Annotated in this window: 23 protein-coding genes; 12 read left to right on the forward strand and 11 right to left on the reverse strand. The window is 63.9% G+C overall.

Annotation, left to right across the window (positions count from 1 at the left end):
• Nucleotides 1–501 (reverse strand): hypothetical protein, encoded by a 501-nt coding sequence (locus ACPS74_RS02935; protein ID WP_239754447.1) that lies wholly within the window; start codon nt 499–501, stop codon nt 1–3.
• A 220-nt stretch (nt 502–721) separates the two neighbouring features.
• Nucleotides 722–949: a hypothetical protein gene (locus ACPS74_RS02940; RefSeq protein ID WP_083481407.1), complete on the reverse strand. Its 228-nt coding sequence runs from the start codon at nt 947–949 to the stop codon at nt 722–724.
• 231 nt (nt 950–1,180) lie between these two features.
• On the opposite strand from ACPS74_RS02940, the gene yajC reads away from it, so the two are divergent.
• Genes yajC through ACPS74_RS02975 form a run of 7 tightly spaced genes read left to right on the forward strand, consistent with a single transcriptional unit; the run spans nt 1,181 to nt 7,750 of the window.
• Nucleotides 1,181–1,807, forward strand: a complete 627-nt coding sequence (gene yajC / locus ACPS74_RS02945) for a preprotein translocase subunit YajC (protein WP_029651694.1) — start codon at nt 1,181–1,183, stop codon at nt 1,805–1,807.
• A 36-nt stretch (nt 1,808–1,843) separates the two neighbouring features.
• A complete protein-coding gene (gene secD, locus ACPS74_RS02950; protein ID WP_029651695.1) occupies nt 1,844–3,436 on the forward strand; it encodes a protein translocase subunit SecD in 1,593 nt (530 codons plus the stop codon).
• Nucleotides 3,437–3,449: 13 nt separating this feature from the next.
• Nucleotides 3,450–4,508 carry a protein translocase subunit SecF gene (secF, locus tag ACPS74_RS02955; RefSeq protein ID WP_029651696.1) on the forward strand — a complete coding sequence of 353 codons (1,059 nt, stop codon included), beginning with the start codon at nt 3,450–3,452 and terminating at the stop codon, nt 4,506–4,508.
• Nucleotides 4,505–4,882, forward strand: coding sequence for an Mth938-like domain-containing protein (locus ACPS74_RS02960; protein ID WP_029651697.1), 378 nt, complete (start codon nt 4,505–4,507; stop codon nt 4,880–4,882). Before secF ends, ACPS74_RS02960 begins: the two co-directional genes overlap by 4 nt.
• A gap of 4 nt (nt 4,883–4,886) precedes the next feature.
• Nucleotides 4,887–5,726, forward strand: coding sequence for a phytoene/squalene synthase family protein (locus ACPS74_RS02965; RefSeq protein ID WP_029651698.1), 840 nt, complete (start codon nt 4,887–4,889; stop codon nt 5,724–5,726).
• Between the two features lie 36 nt (nt 5,727–5,762).
• Nucleotides 5,763–7,097, forward strand: a complete 1,335-nt coding sequence (locus ACPS74_RS02970; protein ID WP_036242183.1) for an ActS/PrrB/RegB family redox-sensitive histidine kinase — start codon at nt 5,763–5,765, stop codon at nt 7,095–7,097.
• Nucleotides 7,098–7,156: 59 nt separating this feature from the next.
• Nucleotides 7,157–7,750: an ActR/PrrA/RegA family redox response regulator transcription factor gene (locus tag ACPS74_RS02975; protein WP_029651700.1), complete on the forward strand. Its 594-nt coding sequence runs from the start codon at nt 7,157–7,159 to the stop codon at nt 7,748–7,750.
• Between the two features lie 5 nt (nt 7,751–7,755).
• Here ACPS74_RS02975 and ACPS74_RS02980 read toward each other — a convergent pair whose 3' ends face one another.
• On the reverse strand, nt 7,756–8,229 hold the full coding sequence (locus ACPS74_RS02980) for an MmcB family DNA repair protein (RefSeq protein ID WP_029651701.1): 474 nt from the start codon (nt 8,227–8,229) through the stop codon (nt 7,756–7,758).
• Nucleotides 8,230–8,334: 105 nt separating this feature from the next.
• On the opposite strand from ACPS74_RS02980, the gene ACPS74_RS02985 reads away from it, so the two are divergent.
• The gene (locus tag ACPS74_RS02985) at nt 8,335–9,420 is read left to right on the forward strand and encodes a polyamine ABC transporter substrate-binding protein (RefSeq protein WP_239754445.1); all 1,086 of its coding nucleotides are present in this window, start codon (nt 8,335–8,337) and stop codon (nt 9,418–9,420) included.
• Nucleotides 9,421–9,485: 65 nt separating this feature from the next.
• Here the strand turns inward: ACPS74_RS02985 and dnaA are convergent, their stop codons facing one another.
• The 7 genes from dnaA to coaBC form a co-directional block, all read right to left on the reverse strand.
• Entirely contained in the window at nt 9,486–10,988 is a 1,503-nt protein-coding gene (dnaA, locus tag ACPS74_RS02990) for a chromosomal replication initiator protein DnaA (RefSeq protein ID WP_029652081.1), read from the reverse strand.
• A gap of 113 nt (nt 10,989–11,101) precedes the next feature.
• Nucleotides 11,102–11,269 (reverse strand): hypothetical protein, encoded by a 168-nt coding sequence (locus ACPS74_RS02995; RefSeq protein WP_154450759.1) that lies wholly within the window; start codon nt 11,267–11,269, stop codon nt 11,102–11,104.
• 658 nt (nt 11,270–11,927) lie between these two features.
• Complete coding sequence (rpsT, locus tag ACPS74_RS03000; RefSeq protein WP_026222925.1) at nt 11,928–12,200, reverse strand: 30S ribosomal protein S20; 273 nt, start codon at nt 12,198–12,200, stop codon at nt 11,928–11,930.
• A 117-nt stretch (nt 12,201–12,317) separates the two neighbouring features.
• Nucleotides 12,318–13,091, reverse strand: coding sequence for an enoyl-CoA hydratase (locus ACPS74_RS03005; protein WP_029652080.1), 774 nt, complete (start codon nt 13,089–13,091; stop codon nt 12,318–12,320).
• 44 nt (nt 13,092–13,135) lie between these two features.
• Nucleotides 13,136–13,582 (reverse strand): RrF2 family transcriptional regulator, encoded by a 447-nt coding sequence (locus tag ACPS74_RS03010; protein WP_018408093.1) that lies wholly within the window; start codon nt 13,580–13,582, stop codon nt 13,136–13,138.
• Nucleotides 13,582–14,043: a dUTP diphosphatase gene (dut, locus tag ACPS74_RS03015; protein WP_029652079.1), complete on the reverse strand. Its 462-nt coding sequence runs from the start codon at nt 14,041–14,043 to the stop codon at nt 13,582–13,584. The genes ACPS74_RS03010 and dut overlap by 1 nt, the downstream gene beginning before the upstream one ends.
• Complete coding sequence (gene coaBC, locus ACPS74_RS03020; RefSeq protein ID WP_239754443.1) at nt 14,040–15,260, reverse strand: bifunctional phosphopantothenoylcysteine decarboxylase/phosphopantothenate--cysteine ligase CoaBC; 1,221 nt, start codon at nt 15,258–15,260, stop codon at nt 14,040–14,042. The genes dut and coaBC overlap by 4 nt, the downstream gene beginning before the upstream one ends.
• A gap of 504 nt (nt 15,261–15,764) precedes the next feature.
• Between coaBC and ACPS74_RS03025 the strand changes: the two genes are divergently transcribed.
• From ACPS74_RS03025 to ACPS74_RS03035, 3 genes are all read left to right on the forward strand, one after another.
• The gene (locus ACPS74_RS03025) at nt 15,765–16,259 is read left to right on the forward strand and encodes a DUF3124 domain-containing protein (RefSeq protein ID WP_239754434.1); all 495 of its coding nucleotides are present in this window, start codon (nt 15,765–15,767) and stop codon (nt 16,257–16,259) included.
• 43 nt (nt 16,260–16,302) lie between these two features.
• Complete coding sequence (recF, locus tag ACPS74_RS03030) at nt 16,303–17,442, forward strand: DNA replication/repair protein RecF (RefSeq protein WP_029652076.1); 1,140 nt, start codon at nt 16,303–16,305, stop codon at nt 17,440–17,442.
• 155 nt (nt 17,443–17,597) lie between these two features.
• On the forward strand, nt 17,598–17,861 hold the full coding sequence (locus tag ACPS74_RS03035) for a hypothetical protein (RefSeq protein ID WP_157055310.1): 264 nt from the start codon (nt 17,598–17,600) through the stop codon (nt 17,859–17,861).
• A 10-nt stretch (nt 17,862–17,871) separates the two neighbouring features.
• On the opposite strand, the gene ACPS74_RS03040 is transcribed toward ACPS74_RS03035, so the two are convergent.
• Complete coding sequence (locus ACPS74_RS03040) at nt 17,872–19,041, reverse strand: zinc-dependent alcohol dehydrogenase (RefSeq protein WP_029652075.1); 1,170 nt, start codon at nt 19,039–19,041, stop codon at nt 17,872–17,874.
• 254 nt (nt 19,042–19,295) lie between these two features.
• On the opposite strand from ACPS74_RS03040, the gene gyrB reads away from it, so the two are divergent.
• On the forward strand, nt 19,296–21,743 hold the full coding sequence (gyrB, locus tag ACPS74_RS03045; protein WP_029652074.1) for a DNA topoisomerase (ATP-hydrolyzing) subunit B: 2,448 nt from the start codon (nt 19,296–19,298) through the stop codon (nt 21,741–21,743).
• Nucleotides 21,744–21,771: the final 28 nt, after the last annotated feature.

The raw sequence follows: 21,771 nt of genomic DNA on the forward strand, positions 1-21,771 counted from the left end.
TTAGCCGCAGACCCACATCCAGGCCTGACGGTAGGGATGCCAGCGCCAGCAACGGCCCACGCCGTAATCCCACCAGCGTCCGCGCCACCAATGTCCGCCGCCATGGCGACCACCCCATCCGCCGCCGCCGCCCCAGCCGCCATGGTGACCGCCGCCGCCCCAGCCGCCGTGGGGACCATGGCCGCCGCCGCCCCATCCACCGCCGCCTTGGCCGCCGCCCCCCCACTTCCCGCCGCCGCCGCCCTGGCCGCCGCCCTGGCCACCGCCGCCTTGGCCACCGCCGCCGCCACCACCCTGGCCGCCGCCGCCCATATCGCCACCTTGGCCGCCTCCACCTTGGCCGCCGCCCCAGCCGCCGCCACCTTTACCGCCGCCGCCCCCGCCTTGGCCGCCGCCTCCGCCTTGGCCGCCGCCCCAGCCGCCAGCGGCGCCGGCCGCGACGGGCATCGCCAGCGCGCCGATGAGCGCCGCGACCACAGAAATGTTCTTGAAAGCTGACATTGGCTCCACCTTCCATTGAATGGCTCAGCGCAGTCCGCGGATCGGCGAAAAGCTTGGGCTGAGGCATGACCCCACAGGTCTATGTGGCGTCGCTTCTATAATTTGCGAGCGGCCTCGCGACCGCGCATCGCCTGGCGCAGTTCGGGCGGCCCTCAAGGGTCGCGCAGCGAAAGGCCGGGCCGCCGCCGAAGAGAGGTTGATCGCCTGCTGTGTTTGAAAGTCAGCACGCCCAATGCCACTGGCCGTACCACCAGCGCCAGCAGCCGCCGCCGTGACCGCCCCAACCGCCATGCCAACCGGCGCCATGCCAGCCGTGCCAGCCGCCGCCATGCCAACCATGCCAGCCAAGGCCCCCATGGCCGCCGTGCCAGTGGCCGCCTGCGGCGGCGGGGGAAGAGGCAAAAAGCGCACCCGCCAAAAGCGCGGCGTAGGAAAGTTTCTTCAACATGATTTTCTCCTGACAACAAAGACGCCTAAGGCGCCTTGTATGGACTATGCGCTCAAGCGGCGAAGGACGGTGCGTGGCCGCACATTCGATTGCTCGCGCTTATGCGTGCGCATCGCGTGAAGTCGGCCACGCGCCATTGCTTTCGTGAAGTGAGCGGCTATAGTCCGCGCCCATTCCGGCGCTTGGAAAATAATCCGCGCCGGGCCCCGAGCCCTTAAAGAGATTTTCGCGATGAAGCTGATCCCGGACGCTTTGGCCCAAGCCCAGACGCCCTCACCGCCTGCCGCCGAGTCTCCTGCGAGCCCGCCGGCCCAGCCGACCGCGCCTTCGACGCCCGCGTCGCCAACCCCGCCACATCCGCCGACCGCCACGCAGACGGGTCAAGCCGTCGAGACGCCGCCCGAAGCGCACCAGCCTCCGACCATGCCGGAGATGCTTGGACAGCTTATTCCCATCTTCGTGGTGATGGGCATCGTCTACATCTTGGTGATCCGCCCGCGCTCCCGACGCGAGAAGGAGCAGCTCGCGCAGCTGCGCAACGTCCGACGCGGGGACACGCTCGTCACCACGAGCGGAATCGTCGCCAAGGTGACGAAATCCATTGACGACGCTGAAATCGAGGTCGAGATCGCGCCCAACGTGCGGGTGCGCATGCTGCGCACGGCCGTCGCCGAAGTGCGCGCCAAGGGCGAACCCGTAAGGGATGAGACGCCTCCGCCGGCGGCCAAGACTGGCGGCGCCAAAAGCGGCGGAAAGTCGGCGAAGTCTGCCGAAACCAAGTCGAGCGACGTTAAGTCCGGCAACGGCAAGGCGGGCGACAGCAAGCCCGGAGACGCCGGATCCGGCTCGCAGAGCTGACGCGGCTCCTTTCGATCACTAGCCGATAGCAGGACAATGCTGCGATTCTCGACCTGGAAATTTCTCGCCATTGTGGCGATGACTGTCGCTGCGGTGCTTGTCGTCGCGCCGAGCATGTTGTCGCCGTCCCATTATGAAGAGCTGAAGTCGCGCCTGCCCTCCTGGCTTACGCCTCCGACCATCGTGCTCGGCCTTGATCTGCAGGGCGGCTCACATGTGACGCTCGAAGTCGATCAGGCGGATCTCATCAGCACGCAGGTGAAAAATCTGCGCGACGACGTGCGCCGAATCCTGCGCGAAGAGAAGGTCGCTATCTCCGGCGGCATCGGAACGACTGCGCGCGGCGTACAGGTGCGCGTCGCCGACCCTGCGGATCGGGAGAAAGTCCTTCCAAAATTGCGGCTGCTGCGCAACAGCTTCAGCGGCGCTCTCTTGGGCGGGCCTTCGCCGCTCGACGTCGAGGCGTCGCCGGACGGCGTCATCCGCGTGACCGTCACCGACGCGGGCATCACGGACAAATCGCGCAAGGCCGTCGAGCAATCGATCGAAGTCATTCGGCGGCGCGTCGACGCCCTCGGCACGCGAGAGCCGAGCATTCAGCGTCAGGGCGACGACCGCGTGCTGGTGCAGGTGCCGGGCCTTCAGGACCCCGAGACTCTCAAGGAGATCCTGGGCAAAACCGCGAAGCTCGAATTCCGCCTCGTCGCCGATCCCGGCCAGAATCCGGCGGAAATCGAGGAACTCGATCAGGTCGAGCAGGAAGGCAAGCTCGGCGTCGAGAAGCAGGTGATGGTCAAGGGCGAGGATCTCACGGACGCGCAGCCCGGATTCGACCAGCAGAGAAGCGGCGAGCCTGTCGTCAATTTCCGCTTCAACATCCGCGGCGCCCAGGCCTTCGGCGAAGTGACGTCCAAGAACGTGGGGCGCCTCTTCGCGATCATCCTCGACAACAAGATCATTTCCGCGCCGCGGATCTTGACGCCGATCACCGGCGGCTCCGGCCAGATTTCCGGACGCTTCACCGTCGAACAGGCGAACAACCTTGCGATCCTGCTGCGCGCCGGCGCGCTGCCGGCGAAGCTCAACATCGTCGAAGAGCGCACCGTCGGTCCGGGCCTCGGCCAGGACTCAATCGACGCCGGCAAACGCGCCGCCTATGTCGGCGCCGGCCTCGTCGTCGTCTACATGCTCGTCACCTACGGCATCTTTGGCGTCTTCGCCAATCTCGCGCTGTTCGTGCACATCGCCTTTATTTTCGCCGGACTCGTGCTGCTTGGCTCGACGCTGACGCTGCCGGGCATCGCCGGAATCGTGTTGACGATCGGCATGGCGGTCGACTCGAACGTGCTGATCTACGAGCGCATCCGCGAAGAAAATCACGCCGGGCGGTCGATTCTGGCCTCGCTCGACGCGGGCTTCACCCGCGCCTTCGCGACCATCGTCGACTCCAACGTCACCATGTTCGTTGCGGCGGCGATCCTTTATTTTCTTGGCTCGGGACCGGTGCGCGGTTTCGCCGTGTCGCTTGCGCTCGGCATTCTGACGACCATCGTCACCGCGGTGACCATGACGCGCATGATGATCGCCGTCTGGTATCATTACGCGCGGCCGACAAAACTGCCGATCTGAAGGGGCGACATTTATGAAACTTCTGCGCCTCGCTCCGGAGAACACCAAGTTCCCCTTCATGCGGTTCCGCCGCGTCAGCTATCCCTTCTCGGCTTTGCTGTCGCTGATCGCAGTCGCCCTCTTTGTCTTCAAGGGCATGAATTTCGGCATCGACTTCGCCGGCGGCACGGTGATCGAACTGCGGGCCAAATCCGGCGCCGCGGAAGTCGGCACGCTGCGCACGCTCGGCGAAGGCCTCCAGCTGGGCGAGATCGAGGTGCAGGCGTTCGGGAATCCGGCAGACGCCACATTGCGCTTCGGTCTGCAGCCCGGCGGCGACGTCGCCCAGCAGGCGGCGGTGGAGCGCGTTCGCGGCGCCGTCGGCGGATACTATGATTTACGCCGCGTCGAGGTCGTCGGCCCGCGCGTCTCAAACGAATTGGTGCAGTCCGGCACGCTCGGCGTGGTGCTGTCGATCATCGCGGTGCTGACCTATCTTTGGTTCCGCTTCGAATGGCAATTCGCGATCGGCGCGGTGATCGCCACGATGCACGATCTGCTGCTCACCGTCGGCTTTTTCTCGATCACGCAGCTCGAATTCAACACCACATCGATCGCGGCGATTTTGACGATCGTCGGCTACTCGTTGAACGAAACCGTGGTGGTGCTCGACCGAATTCGCGAGAACATGCGCAAATACAAGAAATTGCCGACAGCGCAAATGGTCGACATGTCGATCAACGCCGTCCTGCCGCGCACGATCATGACCGCGACGACGGTGATGCTCGCCCTGTTCGCCCTCGTCGCCTTCGGCGGCCAAGTGATCCGATCGTTCTCGGTCGCGATGATTTGGGGCATTTTCGTCGCGACCTACTCGTCAATCTTCATCTGCTCGCCGATGCTGATCTATCTCGGGCTGCGCAATGAAGACGCCGACAAGGCGGCGCAGAAGCACGAGACGGAGCGCAAGGCCGACGCAGCAGTCGCCGCGCGCGATGACATTACGGAGGCGCCAGTCTCCGCGCCGTCGAAGTCGACGCCCGCGCCCGCACGGAAGACGTCCGGCAAACGCGCCAAGACGAGGCCGGCTTGACGAGCAGCGACGGCGGCTATGTTCCCGGCCGTCACAAAATCGATGACTATGGCGGCGGGGGATTCCGCTTCGCCGACATGTCCCACCGCGGCTCGATTCTCGCGCTGCCCTCGGGCGTGCGCGCCGTGCCTCTGACCAGCGCTGCGGAAATCGACGATTCGATGATCGACAACGCGCTTTCCGAAAGCGGCGGGCTCGACGTGTTTGTCGTCGGCACCGGCAAGGATTTGCTGCCGCTTGCCGGCGGCTTGCGCACGAAGCTGCGCGCGGCGGGCGTCGGTTGCGAAACCATGGCGACGGGAGCCGCCGTGCGGACCTACAATGTGCTCGTCGACGAGAATCGCCGTGTCGGCGCGTTGCTAATCGCCGTGTGACATCATGACCGCCGCCTCGCAGGAGCATTATGTGCAGTGCGAGGAACTTCTGCGCGCGCGTGATCGCGACCTCTGGCTTGCCTGTCTCTTTGCGCCCCAGGCCGCGCGCCCGCACATTCATGCGCTCTACGCCTTCGCCCAGGAAACGGCGGGCGTCAGCGGCAAGGTCACGCAACCGCTGCTCGGCGAGATGCGGCTGCAGTGGTGGGTCGACGCGCTGGAGGCCGACGCCGCGCAAGGCGAAGGCGTGCGCGCCAATCCCGTGGCCGATGCGCTGATCGACACGATCGAGCGATTCTCCCTGCCCCGCAGCGAATTCGTCGCGCTGACGGACGCGCATATTTTCGATCTCTACGACGATGCGATGCCGACTTGGACGGCGCTCGAGGACTATTGCCGCGCTACGGCGTCGGCGCCGATTCGCTGGGCGGCGCGAATTCTCGGCGCAGATCTTCAAGCGCCGTCGGCCGGCGCATTCGATGAGGCGGGCGTCGCGCTCGGCCTCACGCGCATCTTGCGCGCTCTTCCTGAGGGTCCCCACCAGCAGAAATTCCTGCCGGACGAGGCCTTCGCGCATGAGGGCGAACCCTTAGGCCGGCGCGAGGAGCTGGGTCCGATCGTGAAGAAATTGCACGGACTGGCGCAGTCCCACTATGAGCGGGCGCGCCGGCTGGCCGTGGATCTCGGGCCCGCCCGCGCCGCGCTGCTCCCCTGCGCCACCGCTCCACTTTATCTGGAGCGGCTGGCGCGAAGCGATTACGATCCGTGTCGCCCGCTTGGCGATCCCTCGCCGCTGGCGCGACAGTGGCGCATCTGGCGCGCGTCGCGCGGCGTGGGATTGTGAAGCTCGCCGGAAGCGGCGCTCCATGGAATTACTGAAATGACAACTGTCGAATATGACTACGACGCCCGGCGCCTGCGCATGGAGACGCTGCTCATGCTCCGTTGGGTGGCCATCACCGGTCAGGCGGCGGCATGTATCGGCGTTTATTTCATTCTCGGATTCGATTTTCCCGTCGGCCTCTGCTTCGTCTTCATCACGGCGTCGGCGACGCTTAACATCGGCATGCGCTTCGGCACGCCGCGCAGTTTCCGCCTCGGCGACGTCGAGGCCGCCGTGCTCCTTGGTTACGACATTATCCAGCTGGGATTTCTGCTCTATCTCACCGGCGGACTGACGAACAGCTTCGCGATGTTGTTTTTGACGCCGGTGATCATCTCGGCGGTGTCGCTGCCGAGCAACCTGACGCTGCTGCTCGGCATCGTCATGATTGCGGTCGCGACGGTGCTCACGGTCGAATATTATCCCTTGCCCTGGTACGCCGACGAAAAGCTGACGTTCCCCCTCCTCTACCGCACCGGCGTTTGGGCGGCGCTCGCGCTCAGCGCGGCGTTCATCGGCATCTACGCCGCGCGCGTGTCGGACGAGGCGCGGCTCCTTGCCGACGCGCTCGCGGCGACGGAATTGGTGCTCGAGCGCGAGCAGCATCTCTCGCAACTCGACGGCCTCGCCGCCGCCGCCGCGCATGAACTTGGCACGCCGCTCGCGACCATCACGCTGATCATCAAAGAATTGCAGAATGCCCTGCCGGAGAATGCGCCAGCGCTGCGCGACGACCTCGCGCTCCTGGCGCAGGAGACGGCGCGCTGTCGGGAGATCCTGGGCAAGCTGGCCTCGCTTGGCGCGACAGACCAGAGCAGCGTAATGAATCTGCTGTCGATCGACACGCTGATTCAGGAAGTGGTTGAGCCGCAGCGTGAGTTCGGCGTCGAGGTCGAAATTTCCAAAAACGGACCCTCCGACGCGCCGGTGCTGGCGCGCAATCCAGCGATTCTTTACGGACTGGGCAACCTTGTCGAAAACGCGATGGACTTCGCCAAGTCACGCGTGAAGATCGACGCTTGGTGGAGTTCAAGCTACGTGACGATCGCCATTCAGGACGACGGGCCAGGCTACTCTCCTGACATTCTTGATCGTCTCGGGGACCCCTATCTGCGAGGGCGGCCGGTTGAGCGGCGCACGAAAAACGACGCCGAGTCAGGGCTTGGTCTCGGCCTCTTCATCGCCAAAACCCTTTTGGAGCGCTCCGGCGCCACAGTCGAAACAATGAATGTTTCTCCGCCGCGCACCGGCGCAATCGCCAAAGTCACGTGGCCGCGGGCCGCGCTGGAGCCCGCCGCGGCCAGGCCAAGGCTTCCCCAACAGGACAAATAGAATCGACGCGACGCCGGCGATAAGCTAGATTTGACAAAAATCAGGGTTGGAAACGCGCAATGTCGACCGAAGAATTGAAGGCCGATCGAGAAGGCGTCTCGGAACCTGAACAAGTTCCAGCGCTGCCACAGGATCGTTCACTGCTGATCCTGGATGACGACAAGCCGTTTCTTGGCAGACTGACGCGCGCGATGGAGGCGCGGGGCTTCCTGGTGACGCCCTGCGAAACGGTCGCCGAGGGTCTTGCCGCCCTTGAGACGAACCCGCCGGCGTTCGCGATCATCGACATGCGGCTTGACGACGGCAATGGCCTCGACGTCATCTCAAAGCTGAAGACCTCACGTCCCGACGCGCGCGGAATCATTCTGACCGGCTATGGCAACATCGCAACCGCGGTGACCGCAGTTAAGCTCGGCGCCTTCGACTATCTGGCGAAGCCCGCCGACGCCGACGAAATCTATCACGCGCTGATGGCGACGCAGGTCGACAAACCCGACGCTCAAGAAAATCCCATGTCCGCCGACCGCGTGCGCTGGGAGCATATCCAGAGGGTTTTCGAGTCGTGCGACCGCAATGTCTCGGAGACGGCGCGGCGGCTCAACATGCACCGCCGCACGCTGCAACGCATTCTCGCCAAGCGTGCGCCCCGCTGACGGCTTTAGTTGGCCTGTTCGTCGCCGAAGGCCAGCAGGCAGTAACGGTCCGCCGCCATCGCCGCGAAACGTAACAGCATCGAACGTCGACGGGCCGGCGCGAGGGGGAGAGCCGGCGCCTCGCGCGTCAGCAGGGCCCCCTGCGCGTCCGCGACGATCAAGCCCGCATCATTGGGAAAAATCGTCGGATCGAGCGATGCGGGGATCGCGAAATAGAACCGATCGCAAAAGCCGCGATACTGCGGCCATTTAAGATCCGCACGAAAGTCGGCGTAGCTCGACTTGACCTCGACGATGCGCAGGACGCCGTCGGAAGCGAGCGCGATGAGATCGGCGCGTCGGCCGTTCGGCAGAGGAGCCTCGCAAACGACGGAAAATCCGCAGGCCCTCAGGTAGCGGCGGGCGCCGCGGGCGACGCATTTGGTCGCGTCGGCGCGGTTTTCGAGCGCCGTCGCGCCTTCGACGAGGATCGCGGTCATAGTGTCTCCGCTGGCGTGTAGCCCGCTCCACCCAGCATGGCGCGTCGCCAAAGCGCGCGCAACCATGATAGGTTCGCCCCATTGATCCGCTACACGGCTAGTCGCATGAAACGGCTTCTTCTCGCATGCCTCCTCACGCTCGTCGCAGCAACATCGCCCGTCCTGGGCGCAGAGCGCGTCGTCAACATTTTTAATTGGAGCGATTACATCGATCCAAGCGTGCTCGAGGACTTCACCCGAGAGACCGGAATCAAAGTCATTTACGACACCTATGACTCGAACGAGATGCTCGAGGCGCGGCTTCTTGCGGGCGACACCGGCTACGATGTGGTCGTGCCGTCGGCGACGTTCCTCCAGCGGCAGATCGCAGCGGGCGTGCTGCAGCCGATCGACAGAAGCAAGCTTGTCAACGCGCGCAATGTCTGGCCCGAGATCGACTCCAGACTTTCGCGTTTCGATCCGGGCAACCGCTACGCCATCAACTACATGTGGTACACGACGGGCGTCGCTTACGATGTCGCGAAGGTCCAGGAGCGGCTTGGCAAGCCGATAACGAGCTGGGATCAGGTCCTGCGGCCGGAAAATTTAAAGAAGCTCGCCGACTGCGGCGTCTACATGCTCGACAGTCCGGAGGACATGTTCGCGATCGCGCTCAACTACCTGAAGCTCGATCCCAATTCTAAAAATCCAAAGGATCTTTCACGCGCCGCCAGCCTCTTAGGAAGTCTGCGCCGCTATGTGAAGAAATTTCATTCCTCTGAATATATCAATGCGCTGGCGAACGGCGACATTTGCGTCGCCATCGGTTGGTCGGGCGACAGCCTGCAAGCGCGCAATCGCGCCCGCGAAGCCGGCACCGACGTCGATATCGCTTACGCGATACCGACCGAGGGTTCGCTCCTGTCGTTGGACAATCTCGCGATTCCAAAGGATGCGCGCCATCTCGACGAAGCCTATCTCTTTATCGATTATTTGCTTCGACCCGATATCGCCGCGCGCAATTCAATCGCCACCAATTTCGCCAATGGCGTCGCGCCGTCGCGACCGCTGATCGACAAGGCGGTCGCGAATGATCCGTCGGTCTATCCAAATGACCTCACGATGCGACGCCTGTTTACGGTCACGGCGCCCGATCAGACAGTTCAGAAACTGATCACCAGAATGTGGACGACGGTGAAGACCGGCCGATGAGACGGGCTGGCGCAGCGATTGCGCGCCCGTCGCCGCGTTACCCGTGAACCCAGCCAAGCCGCAGTCTACTGCTCGCTCAAGATGCGCTTCAGAAGTTCGATGACTTCGGCGAGCCCTTTGTCCTTGGCGGCGAGCTCCTCGATTTTCCGCACCGCGTGCAGCACGGTGGTGTGATCGCGGCCGCCGAATCTGCGGCCAATCTCCGGCAGCGAGCGCAGCGTCAGCACTTTCGACAGATACATGGCGATCTGCCGAGGCCGCACCACATTGGCGGTGCGCCGAGACGACAGAATGTCGGAGCGTGAAATATTGTAGTGGCTCGCCACGAGCTTCTGGATGTCGTCGATTTTGACGCGTTTTGGATCCTGCGTGCGCACGAGATCGCGAATGGCCGATTCCGCGGTCTCGACGGTCAGCGGCGCCCCAGTCAGCGTGGCGTGGGCGAGAAGCCGATTGACGGCGCCCTCAAGATCACGGCCGTTGGTGGCGATCGTGCGCGCGACGTAGGAGATGACCTCCGGCGGCACGTGGAAACTGGATTGCGACTCCTTCGCCGATGCAATGCGCGCGGCGAGGATCTTGATGCGCAAGGACTCGTCCAGCGGGCCGATGTCCACGCAAAGCCCGCCCTTGAATCGCGACAGCACGCGCTCGTCGAGCGTATCGAGCTCCGACGGCGGCCGGTCGGCGGCGACGACGACCTGTCGACCGGCGTCAATCAGCGCATTCAGCGTGTGGCAGAACTCCTGCTGGATTGATTTGCCTTGGAGAAACTGAACGTCGTCGATGATCAGCACGTCGATGCCGCGTAGCTTCTCCTTGAACGCCAGCGACGTATGTGTGGTCAGCGAAGAGACGAAGCCGCTCATAAAGCGTTCAGCCGTCAGATAAATCGTATGGCGGCGGTTGTCGTTCGACGCATGTGCAAGCGCTTGCAGGAGATGCGTCTTGCCGAGCCCGACCGCCGCATGGGCATAGAGCGGATTGAACATCGGAAGGTCGCCGGCGCGCGCCTCAGCGACGCGGCAGGCGGCCGCGTAGGCGAGCTGGTTCGAGGGCCCGACGAGAAAGGTCGAGAAGGACAGCCGACGATCGAGCGGCGAGCCGACGAACGCGTCGGCGTCGTGACGCAAGGGCATCGGGCGAGCGGCGCGGCGCGCATTGCCTTCGCTGGCCGCTTCGAGAGTCGGCGCGAATGTCGCGACGGCGCGCGCGACGCAGTGCGGTGTGCTGGACTCGACCTGATCTGCGCCGTCTTCACGCGAGCGCGTCTTGCGCATAGGCGAACGCACGTCGATGAGGACGCGCTCTACTTTCGAGAATTCGCTCGCCACGCGCGCCTTGATGCGCGGCGCATAGTGCGACTGCACCCAGCTTTTCAAAAATTTGGTGGGCACCGTCAGATGCACTGCGCCGCCGTCGATGCGCTCGAGTTCCAATCGCGTGAACCAGGAATTGTAAACCGCGTCGCCGAGGTCGCTCCTCAGTCTGTGTCGGACTCGGTCCCATTTCGAGCGGTCTTCAGCGGTTACTCCGTCGTCTGCCAATTGTTCTCTATGATCGGACATATCAGACCTTTTTTCCGAAACGAGCGCCAGAAAGGGAGCCCTCGGCGAATCTCGCCGCTGGCGCTGATCGAAAGGAACCTAGTTGGAACGAGTAATTGCCGCCGCGAACGGCGCTAAATCAGCACTCTTGTAGGCGGCCCGATCGCGAGCCGCGCGCATCTGCCGGCGTTGGCCTCCTGCGTGAAACAGACGCCGCACAGCGCCGTGAACGACCGCACACTGATGCGATCGTTGAGGCTGCGCGCTCCCTCGACTGTCTCGGCCAACCGCCTTTTCGCCATGGCAAAAGCCTCCCCTCGTCCGGGATCAGCGAGAATCCCGGATTGATGCGCGTCGCAGGAAACGGAATCTACTCTACGCCCTTGCGAACTATCACTTGAGTTTTCAAGCCGAACGGCTGGAAGGCGGCAATGCGTCTCACTTTGGGCCCATCCGCGCCGGGGAACGCAGGTCGTTCCCCTCACTATTGCGCGCCCATTAAAAACCGACGCCGACCGCCTTTCGTTCGACCCTTAGAAGCTACACGTCAGCGCCATCACGCGCAACGACGCTCGTGATTAAATCCGTCACAATGATTGGAGTTCTCTAGCGGAGCGCCGCGATCTTTTGTCATCTTTGGCCATAAGCCGATGATTCGCCGCCTATAAAATTCCACAGGCGACAGGCGCGTTGGAGTCGCTCGCCGCACGCCAACGCCGCGCGAAACAAACGCGAAAATCGTGTCAAGTGCCTAGCTTTTTCCCGTTCGTGACAGCTTCATTGCAAGAGATTGAATCGGGAGAATTTTGAATGATCACGCATTATTGCTGCGAAAAAAAATCACGACCGTGTCATCTGGCCTTATTGCGACGAATTGCCGTCGCCGTCCTGCGCAATAAAAAAGCCCGGCTCTCGCCGGGCTCCTAGAATGTTGCGTTCACGCTATGCGCAGCGAAACCTCTACGCCTGTGCGGCCAGCGCCTTCACGCGCGCGGTCAGTCGCGAAACCTTTCGCGAGGCCGTATTCTTGTGAATGACGCCGCGCTGCGCAGCGCGCATCACGATCGGCACGGCATTTTGCAGCGCGTCCGCCGCCACAGAGGCGTCGCCCGAGGCGATCGCCTCCTCGACCTTGCGCACAAAAGTGCGCATGCGGCTGCGACGTGCACGATTGACCGAAGTGCGGCGGGCGATCTGGCGAACGGCTTTCTTGGCCGAACTCGTATTGGCCATGCTTTGCGTGTCCTCGAAAGTGACGGCGATGCGCCGCCTAAAAACCAAGCGGCCGCGAAATCGCGGCCAAGTGGCGTGGTTTATAAGCGCGGCGGCCGCTGTTCGTCAATGGCGGCCCTATCGATTGGCGAAGGCCGGCTTCCGCTTTTCCACGAAGGCGTTCATGCCTTCCTTTTGATCGCCGGTGGCGAAAAGCGAATAGAAAAGCCCTCGCTCGTGGCGAATTCCCTCCGCGAGCGTCGATTCAAAAGCGCGATTGACCGCCTCCTTGGCCATGAGCGCCGCGGGAAGCGACATAGACGCGATCGTCGCCGCCGTTTTGGTCGCCTCGGCGAGAAGATCCGCGGCCGGGACAATCCGCGCGACGAGGCCGGCGCGTTCGGCCTCCTCGGCGCCCATCATCCGACCTGTCAGTATGAGATCCATCGCCTTGGCCTTGCCGACGGCCCGGGTCAGCCGCTGCGTGCCGCCGGCGCCGGGGATCACGCCGAGCTTGATTTCCGGCTGGCCGAAGACCGCCGTGTCCGCCGCGAGAATGAAGTCGCACATCATCGCGATTTCGCAGCCGCCGCCCAGTGCGAACCCCGAGACGGCGGCGATGATGGGCTTGCGGGCCCGCGCCACGACGTCCCATCGGCCGATGAAATCGTCGAGAAAGGCGTCAACGAAGCCCTTGTCGCGCATCTCCTTGATGTCCGCGCCAGCGGCGAAGGCCTTCTCGGAGCCGGTAAGGACGACGCAGCCGACGCCGTCGTTCGATTCAAACTCTGCGAGCGCGTCGTCGAGCTCGGCGATGAGCTGTGCGTTCAACGCGTTGAGCGCTTCAGGCCGGTTGAGACGGATCAGTCCGACTCGGCCCTGCGTCTCGACTGCAATCGTGTCATAGATCATGCGCGCCTCCTCGCCCATCTGGCAACTTTGCCGGCTGGCGCGCTTCATATCTCAAAAGCGCCGCTCGCGTCCGGCCTTTCTCCAAAACCGAGCGCGACCGCGCGCGCGTGCAGATCGTCGAGCGTCACGTCGTCTAATTGCCGGAGCGCGCTCTCTTCCGCTTCAGCGATGATTGGCTCCAGCACCGCCGAGAGCAGCGGCGGCGCCACGTCCGGCGCCTCTTCCTCTTCCGCCCGCAAGGCGACGCGAACGATCTCGCCGACTGAAAGACGACGCCTCTCGCGCGCCAGAGCATAGCCTCCTGCTGGCCCTCTTACGCTTTTGAGAATCCCCGCTCTCACCAAGGCCTGCAGGACCGTCTCCAATCGTCGCGGCGGCAGATCGTGACGCGCGGCGAGCTGCTTTGACGACACCGGCCGGCCCCGTGCATGAAGCGCCACGTCGAGCGTCGCCATGAGCGCGAAGCGAGCGGTGCGCGGCAGAAGCTTCATCACGCGCCTTCTCCGCTCACGCCCGTCGACCCGAAGCCGCCGGCGCCGCGCGTCGTTGCGTCGAGATCATCGACCTCCTCAAGCGTAACATGCGCCACCGGCGCGATCACGAGCTGCGCGATGCGCATCCCGCGAACGATCTCGAAGGGCTGCCCCCCGAGATTGATCAGCAGCGTCTTGATCTCGCCGCGATAGTCGCTGTCGATGGTGCCCGGCGCGTTGAGCACGGTGACTCCGTGCTCTGCGGCGAGACCCGATCGCGGGCGAACCTGTCCCTCATAGCCCTGAGGCAACGCGATCGAGAGCCCTGTGGGGATGAGATCGCGGGCGCCAGGCTCCAGCACCAGCTTTTGCCCCGGCGCCAGCGCGGCGTGGAGATCAAGCCCCGCTGCGCCTTCGCTGGCGTAAGCCGGGGGTGGCAGCCCTTCGGCGTTCGGTAGTCGGCGGATCGCGACTTTCATGACATTTCGCCGCCGATCAACTGCGCAAGGCGCGCCACGAGCCGCTCCGCGACGTCTTCCTTGCGAAGACGTGGCCAGTCTTCGACGCCCGCTCGCGAGACGAGATGGGCCTGGTTCATGGCCCCGCCAAATACGCCGGTTCCCTCGCTGACGTCGTTGGCGACAATGAGATCACATCCTTTTCGGGCGAGCTTTTCCTGCGCGTGGCGGATGAGGTCGCGCGTTTCCGCCGCAAAGCCGACGACCAAGCGCGGGCGGTTCGGTCCGCGTGAGACGCTCGCAAGAATGTCGGGATTTTCGACAAGCGACAGACTCGGCGCGCCGCGCTCGCCCTTCTTGATTTTGTCGACCGCCGGCTCCGCGCGCCAATCGGCGACCGCCGCCGCGGCGACGAATATATCCGCCGGAAGCGCGGCCTCTACGGCGGCCAGCATGTCTCGCGCGCTCTCTATACGTATGGTCTCGCAGCCGGGGGGATCCGGGAGGGCGACCGGCCCCGAGATCACGGTCACGCGCGCCCCTGCGCGCGCCGCCGCCGCCGCAATGGCGTGCCCTTGCCGTCCTGACGAGCGATTGGCGATGTAGCGAACCGGATCGATCGGCTCATGGGTGGGCCCGGAGGTCACGACGACATGCAGCCCTTCGAGCGCGCCGCCGCGCATCGATAGGCCTTCGGGGGCCGGCAGCCTTGTGTCCTGCTTCAGCGCGGCCTCGATCGCTTGGACGATCTCCAGCGGCTCGCTCATGCGCCCGGGTCCATATTCGCCGCAGGCCATGTCGCCGACGTTTGGCCCCACAAACCAGGCGCCGTCGCCATGCAACGTCGAGACGTTGCGCTGGGTGGCAGGGTGAAGCCACATGCGCACATTCATCGCCGGCGCATAAAGGACGCGCGTGTCGGTTGCGAGCAGCAGAGTGGTCGCAAGATCGTCGCAGAGGCCGCGCGCGGCGCGCGCGAGAATATGCGCCGTCGCGGGCGCGACGACGAGAAGGTCGGCGTCGCGCGACAGCTGGATATGGCCCATCTCTTGCTCGTCGGTTGCGGAGAAGAGATCGTCGTAGACTTTTTCGTTCGCGAGGCTGACGAAGGCGAGCGGCGTCACGAACTCCTTGGCCGCCGCCGTCATGACGACGCGCACCCGCGCGCCGCGCTCGCGCAGGCGCCGCACGAGATCCAGCGATTTATACGCGGCGATCCCCCCGCCGACGATCAGCAAGACGCGCTTAGCCTCAAGGCTCCGCGCACAACCCACGCCCGCCACTGAATAAACTCCGATCGCCGCAGGCGGAGAATACAGATTTTATGCGTAAGGCCAAACGACTTCGCTCATCCGATCGGGAGAGCTTTGCCGCTCGCGGGACGCTTGCGCCTACATTCGCCGCTCTGCGATAGGTCGCGCGCGACGCTTTCCGGCAAGGCCCGGCCGACAAGAACGGACTCCCCCGGTTAAAACGCGCTGCGCTGGCCTCAAGATTACCGAAACACGCTAGGCTTCCGCGATGCGACGCCGCGTCGCGCATGCCCAACCGTCGACCTCCACGGCGAATGACATTCGATTAGACCTTTCGCAGCGCGATGCTAGTGTGCGCCGGCGCCGCAGATGTCGAGTCGAAAGGAAAAGATGTGCGCAATGCCGCTTAGCCTTGTCCCGTGTGTTCTTGCCCCGCGTGTTCTTGCCCCGCGTGTTCTTGCCCCGCGTGTTCTTGCGCTCGCTTTGGTCGTGAGCGCCTTCGTCACGGAGTGCGCGGCGCGGTCGCCGCTGCCGTCGGCTCAGCCCGTCATCGTCAGCCCCGACGCCACGACACCTGCCCCGGCGGAGAAACTCGCCCTTCGCGGGCGCACGCTGATTCCGCTGCATTCGACGCTCATCGGGCAAGGCGGCGTGACGCGGTTGAACTTCTCTGGCGCACTGTCGATTCACAACGCCTCGGCGACGAATGTTCTCGCGATCGAAAAGATCGAATACCGCAGCGGCTCGGGTCAGTTGATCGAAAGCTACCTGAATGAACCCATCTCTCTGAAGCCTTACGCCTCATTGCAGGTCATCATCGCGCAAGACGACGTTCGTGGCGGCACGGGCGCCAGTTTCACGGTCGATTGGTCAACCGCCGAAAGGTCGGACGAGCCCTTGATCGAGGCCATTATGACGTCCTTCACCGGACCCCACAGCTACGCCATCCTCTCGCCGGGACGCCGCGTTTCCCGCGCGCAATGATCGCTCACGCGAAGGCGTCTCGTCGGTTCGACGCGACGGCGTCATGATGGCCCTTTCGACCAAGAGCGCGCCGCGCGTGCGCCGCGTGACGCTCAGCGACTTCCGCTCCTATGCGGCGCTCGATTGCCGGTTCGAGTCGACGATGGTTGCGCTCTTTGGGGAGAATGGCGCGGGTAAGACCAATCTGCTCGAAGCGCTGTCGCTGTTCTCGCCCGGCCGCGGCCTGCGCCGCGCAGAACTCGCCGAATGCGCGAGGCGTGGCGGGGCCGGCGGTTTCGCCGTCTCGATCGAAGTCGAAGCCGATGGCGTAACGACCCAGCTCGGCCATGGTCTGACGCCGTCAGGCGAGCGGCTTTTTCGCGTTGATCGCCTGCCTGTGAGCTCAGCGCGGGCCTTCGCCGATCATGTGCGGGTGCTCTGGCTCACGCCGGCGATGGATGGACTTTTTTCCGGCGCGGCCGGCGAACGACGGCGCTTTCTGGATCGGCTGGCGCTCGGCGTCGACGCCGAGCACGGCGCGCGCGCCAACAGGCTGGAGCGGGCGCTGCGTAATCGAAACCGGCTTCTCGAAGAAGGCGTCGCCGACCGGCGCTGGCTCGACGCCGCTGAGCAGGAGATCGCTGCGCTCGGCGTCGCCGTGGCCGCCGCGAGACGCGAGACCGTTTCGCGGCTTGTCGCGCTGATCGCCGCAGGCCGCGACGACGCCTCGCCCTTCCCTTGGGCGGAGGTGACGATCGAGGGCGAACTGGAGCGGCGGCTGGCTCTCGAGCCAGCGCTCGCGGTGGAGGAATGGTACCGCGGCGAACTCGCCGCGTCGCGCCGTCGTGACGCCGCCGCTGGACGAACGTTAATCGGTCCACAGACGAGTGATCTCGCGGTGCGCCACGGTCCAAAGAATGAGGCGGCTCGGGCCTGTTCGACCGGCGAGCAGAAAGCCCTGCTGACGGGGCTGACTCTGGCCCATGCGAAGCTGATCAACGCCATGACCGGACATGCGCCGATTCTTCTTCTCGACGAGATCGCCGCGCATTTCGACGTGAAGCGTCGGGAGGCTCTCTACGCGGAACTACAGGCGCTTGGCGGCCAGGTCTGGATGACTGGCGCAGACCCCGCCCTATTTGCGCCGTTAGGCAAGTCGGCCGAGCCTATGCTTGTCACGCCCGGATGCGCCACCCATGTTTGAGGGCGCGCCGCGTAGGCGCTCGGCATGCAGCAACCTGAGATTTATAGATGAAAAAACACTCGTATTACGCGAATATGAACGAATGAAGAGGGGATTTCGCGAGATTTCGCGTCACAATTGAGAAAAATTGGGGTAAGCCTCATGGCGTGTAGAACATGACAGCGGCGGTCTCCTGTTTCCGCAACGGACAACAATTATCGGGCAGAATGACTACCGTACTGGCGATATTCGGATTGGCCCTTAGTGTGGTCTGGCTGGCTGTCGGCGCTCTTGTCGGATTCACGGCCTGGTTTATAGGCGCCACATTTCTGATCATCGCCCTGCTCTTCGCCTTACGCGTTGACGTGGTGACGCGCGGCATTCTCCGCCGCCGCGCGAAGCTCCGCGACCGCGATCCTCCGAACGTATCCGGGGACTAAGAGTTACGTATCAAGGCGTGAGCACGACTTTCACGCAGCCGTCCTTCCGGTCGCGAAAAGTCTTGTAGAGCTCAGGCCCGTCCTCGAGCGATCCGCGGTGCGTGACGACGAAGGATGGATCGATATCCCCGGACTCGATACGTTCAAGCAACCGCGGCAAATAGCGCTGCACGGGAGTCTGCGCCATGCGGAAGGTGAGGCCGCGATTCATCGCCGATCCCAGCGGCACCTTGTCGAGAAATCCCGCGTAAACGCCGACGATCGACACCGTTCCGAAATTGCGGCAGCAGTGAATCGCCTGACGCAGCACATGCGGCTGATCGGTCCCAAGAAATGTCGCGACCTTGGCGCGGTCGATCATCGAGTCGATGCTGGCGGTCGGGTCGGGTTCGGTTCCGACCGCGTCAATGCAGGCGTCGGCGCCTCGGCCCTTCGTCAGGCTCTGGATCGCCTCGTAAACATCAACCTTGCTATAGTCGAGCGTCTCCGCCCCGGCCGCTTTGGCGAGGCTGAGCCGCTCAGGCGCCTTGTCGATCGCGATGACGCGTTCGGCGCCCAGCAGGAACGCGCTGCGGATGGCAAATTGCCCGACCGGGCCGCAGCCCCAGATCGCGATGACGTCGCCGGGCTTAATGTCGCAGAATTCGGCCGCCATATAGCCCGTCGGGAAAATGTCGGACAAAAACAGCAGCTGATCGTCGCGAAGCTGAGAGGGAACCTTGATGGGCCCGACGTCTGCGTGCGGCACGCGCAGATATTCCGCCTGGCCGCCGGCGTAGCCGCCAAGGAGATGCGAGTAGCCGAACAGACCGGCCGGAGAGTGTCCCCAGAGCTTTTCAGCTTTGGCGTGGTCACGGTTGGTGCGCTCGCAGGCGGAGAAATAGCCGCGCTGACAGAAGAAACATTCGCCGCAGGAAATGGTGAAGGGCACCACGACTCGGTCGCCGACCTTCAGTTTCTTTGTTTCCGACCCGACTTCGACGACCTCGCCCATCGTTTCGTGCCCGAGCACGTCTCCAGTATGCATTTCAGGAACGATGCCGTCGAAAATGTGCAAATCGGAGCCGCAGATCGCGCAGGCGGTGACCTTGATGATAGCGTCGCGCGGGTCTTCGATTTTGGGGTCGGGAACGCTCTCGCAGCGAATGTCGCCTTTGCCGTGGAAGGTGAGCGCTTTCATGGAAAGTGACTTTCTCTTGGCGGCCCGCGAACTTAGCCAGCCCGAAACGCGAGCGCGTCGCCCCGCCTGTGAACTAGCGGCCGCATGAAATCGTTCCAGCCCGACCTAAAGAGACAGCGGGGCGCCGGCGTGGGCGGCGAATCCCTGGCAAAAGCGCCCAATCGTCAACTATTTCCGTGCATTGACGCCGCCATTTGAGGTAAGATCGTCTGTTCGAATCATGAGCCTCAACAGCACGGAAACTCCCAAAAAATATGAGCGATAGCGACAATCGGAATGACGACCCGGCGGAATATGGCGCAGGGTCAATCAGGGTGCTGCGTGGCCTCGACGCCGTGCGTAAGCGTCCCGGCATGTATATCGGCGACACGGACGATGGCACCGGCCTCCACCACATGGTTTACGAGGTGGTCGACAACGCTATCGACGAGGCGCTCGCCGGCCACGCCACCCATGTCGACGTGACGCTCAACGCAGACGGCTCTTGTACGGTTTTCGATAATGGCCGCGGCATTCCGACCGACATCCATCCCGAGGAAGGCGTCTCAGCGGCCGAAGTGATCATGACGCAGCTGCACGCCGGCGGAAAGTTCGACCAGAACTCCTACAAGGTTTCTGGCGGTCTGCACGGCGTCGGCGTCTCCGTGGTCAACGCCCTCTCCGTGTGGCTGAAGCTGCGCGTCTGGCGCGACGGCAAAGAACACGCAATAGAGTTCGCCAATGGCGACGCGGTCGCGCCGCTCGTCGTCGTGGGCGACGCGCCGGTCGTCGACGGCGCGCCCAAGCGGGGCACCGAAGTGACGTTTCTGCCGTCCTCCGCGACCTTCACGATGACCGAGTTCGACCTTGCGACGATCGAGCATCGGCTTCGCGAACTCGCCTTTTTGAATTCCGGCGTGCGCATCGTTCTGACCGACGCGCGACACGCAGAGGTCAAGCGCGACGAGCTTTATTACGAGGGCGGGCTCGAAGCTTTCGTGCGCTATCTCGACCGCGCGAAGACGCCGCTTGTCTCGGCGCCGATCCTCATTCACGGCCAGCGCGACCAGATCAACGTCGAAGTCGCGCTGTGGTGGAACGACAGCTACCACGAAAATGTGCTGGCCTTCACCAACAACATTCCGCAGCGGGACGGCGGCGCGCATCTGGCTGGATTTCGCGGCGGGCTGACGCGCCAGATCACCGGCTACGCCGAATCCTCCGGCGTCGCCAAGCGCGAGAAAGTCGATCTCACCGGCGATGACTGCCGCGAGGGACTGACCTGCGTTCTGTCGGTGAAAGTGCCGGACCCGAAATTCTCCTCGCAGACGAAGGACAAGCTCGTCTCCTCGGAAGTGCGTCCGGCCGTCGAGAATATCGTCAACGAATTGCTCGGCCAGTGGCTGGAGGAGCATCCAGCCGAAGCCAAGACCGTCGTTTCCAAAGTGTGCGAAGCGGCCGTCGCGCGCGAAGCGGCGCGCAAGGCGCGCGAACTGACGCGCCGCAAGGGCGCGCTCGACGTCGCCAATCTTCCAGGCAAGCTTGCCGATTGCCAGGAGCGCGATCCGGCCAAGGCCGAACTGTTCATCGTCGAGGGCGACTCCGCCGGCGGCACGGCCAAGCAGGGCCGCAATCGGGAATTCCAGGCGGTGCTGCCGCTGCGCGGCAAGATCCTCAATGTCGAGCGCGCGCGTTTCGACAAGATGCTGTCGTCCGAACAGATCGGCACGCTGATCACCGCGCTCGGCACGGGCATCGGCCGCGACGAATTCAACGTCGACAAGCTGCGCTATCACAAAGTCATCATCATGACGGACGCCGACGTCGACGGCGCCCATATCCGCACGCTGATTCTGACCTTCTTCTATCGGCAGATGCCGGAGCTGATCGAGCGCGGGCATATCTTCATCGCCCAAGCGCCGCTCTACAAAGTGATGCGCGGCAAGTCAACGCAATATCTGAAAGATGAACGCGCGCTTGAAGATTATCTGATCGAAAGTCTGCTGGACGGCGCGGTGCTGCGCACCGGCACAGAAGATCGCGCCGGCGCCGACCTGCGCCAAACGCTCGAAGATACGCGCGCGTTCCGCAATGTGATGCTGAGCCTGCATTCGCGCTATGACCGCGCCGTCATCGAACAGGCGGCGATGGCCGGCGATCTGACGCCGCTGACGGATGCAGCGGAGGCGAAGCGCTACGCCGACGACATCTCGCGACGCCTCGATGCGATTTCGGAGGAGACCGAACGCGGCTGGACGGGCGAAGTGCGCGAGGCCGGCCAAAGTCTCGAATATGTCTTCAAGCGCACGCTGCGCGGCGTGACTCATGCCGTGACGCTCGACGCATCGCTCTTGAATTCAAGCGAGGCGCGCAAGCTGCATGAGCGCGCCGAGAGCCTGCGTGAAATCTTCGCCGCGCCGGCGACCTTGATCAGGCGTGGCGACGAGGCCCCGCTCTCCGGTCCGCTGGCGCTTTATGATGCGATGAACTCGATCGGCCGCAAGGGCCTGACGATCCAGCGCTACAAGGGTCTCGGCGAGATGAACGCCGAACAGCTCTGGGAGACGACTCTCGACCGCGACGCGCGTTCGCTCCTGCAGGTGAAGGTGAAGGAAGCCGTGGAGGCCGACGACATTTTCGTCAAGCTGATGGGCGATGTCGTCGAGCCGCGCCGCGAATTCATTCAGGAGAATGCGCTGAACGTCGCGAATTTGGATGTGTGAGCCAAAGGCCCTCATCCTGAGGAGCGCG

This window comes from Methylocystis sp. SB2, from assembly GCF_049817085.1.
GTDB classification, from domain to species: domain Bacteria; phylum Pseudomonadota; class Alphaproteobacteria; order Rhizobiales; family Beijerinckiaceae; genus Methylocystis; species Methylocystis rosea.

Coding starts and splice junctions, on each gene's coding strand:
- secF (WP_029651696.1), top strand. CDS start 3,450: ATGAAACTTCTGCGCCTCGCTCCGGAGAACACCAAGTTCCCCTTCATG.
- secD (WP_029651695.1), top strand. CDS start 1,844: ATGCTGCGATTCTCGACCTGGAAATTTCTCGCCATTGTGGCGATGACT.
- dnaA (WP_029652081.1), bottom strand. CDS start 10,988: ATGTCCGATCATAGAGAACAATTGGCAGACGACGGAGTAACCGCTGAA.
- gyrB (WP_029652074.1), top strand. CDS start 19,296: ATGAGCGATAGCGACAATCGGAATGACGACCCGGCGGAATATGGCGCA.
- ACPS74_RS02980 (WP_029651701.1), bottom strand. CDS start 8,229: ATGACCGCGATCCTCGTCGAAGGCGCGACGGCGCTCGAAAACCGCGCC.
- ACPS74_RS03040 (WP_029652075.1), bottom strand. CDS start 19,041: ATGAAAGCGCTCACCTTCCACGGCAAAGGCGACATTCGCTGCGAGAGC.
- dut (WP_029652079.1), bottom strand. CDS start 14,043: ATGAAAGTCGCGATCCGCCGACTACCGAACGCCGAAGGGCTGCCACCC.
- ACPS74_RS02995 (WP_154450759.1), bottom strand. CDS start 11,269: ATGGCGAAAAGGCGGTTGGCCGAGACAGTCGAGGGAGCGCGCAGCCTC.
- rpsT (WP_026222925.1), bottom strand. CDS start 12,200: ATGGCCAATACGAGTTCGGCCAAGAAAGCCGTTCGCCAGATCGCCCGC.
- ACPS74_RS03035 (WP_157055310.1), top strand. CDS start 17,598: ATGACAGCGGCGGTCTCCTGTTTCCGCAACGGACAACAATTATCGGGC.
- ACPS74_RS02940 (WP_083481407.1), bottom strand. CDS start 949: ATGTTGAAGAAACTTTCCTACGCCGCGCTTTTGGCGGGTGCGCTTTTT.
- ACPS74_RS03010 (WP_018408093.1), bottom strand. CDS start 13,582: ATGAAGCTTCTGCCGCGCACCGCTCGCTTCGCGCTCATGGCGACGCTC.
- yajC (WP_029651694.1), top strand. CDS start 1,181: ATGAAGCTGATCCCGGACGCTTTGGCCCAAGCCCAGACGCCCTCACCG.
- ACPS74_RS02965 (WP_029651698.1), top strand. CDS start 4,887: ATGACCGCCGCCTCGCAGGAGCATTATGTGCAGTGCGAGGAACTTCTG.
- ACPS74_RS03005 (WP_029652080.1), bottom strand. CDS start 13,091: ATGATCTATGACACGATTGCAGTCGAGACGCAGGGCCGAGTCGGACTG.
- ACPS74_RS02975 (WP_029651700.1), top strand. CDS start 7,157: ATGTCGACCGAAGAATTGAAGGCCGATCGAGAAGGCGTCTCGGAACCT.
- ACPS74_RS02935 (WP_239754447.1), bottom strand. CDS start 501: ATGTCAGCTTTCAAGAACATTTCTGTGGTCGCGGCGCTCATCGGCGCG.
- ACPS74_RS02985 (WP_239754445.1), top strand. CDS start 8,335: ATGAAACGGCTTCTTCTCGCATGCCTCCTCACGCTCGTCGCAGCAACA.
- ACPS74_RS02970 (WP_036242183.1), top strand. CDS start 5,763: ATGACAACTGTCGAATATGACTACGACGCCCGGCGCCTGCGCATGGAG.
- recF (WP_029652076.1), top strand. CDS start 16,303: ATGATGGCCCTTTCGACCAAGAGCGCGCCGCGCGTGCGCCGCGTGACG.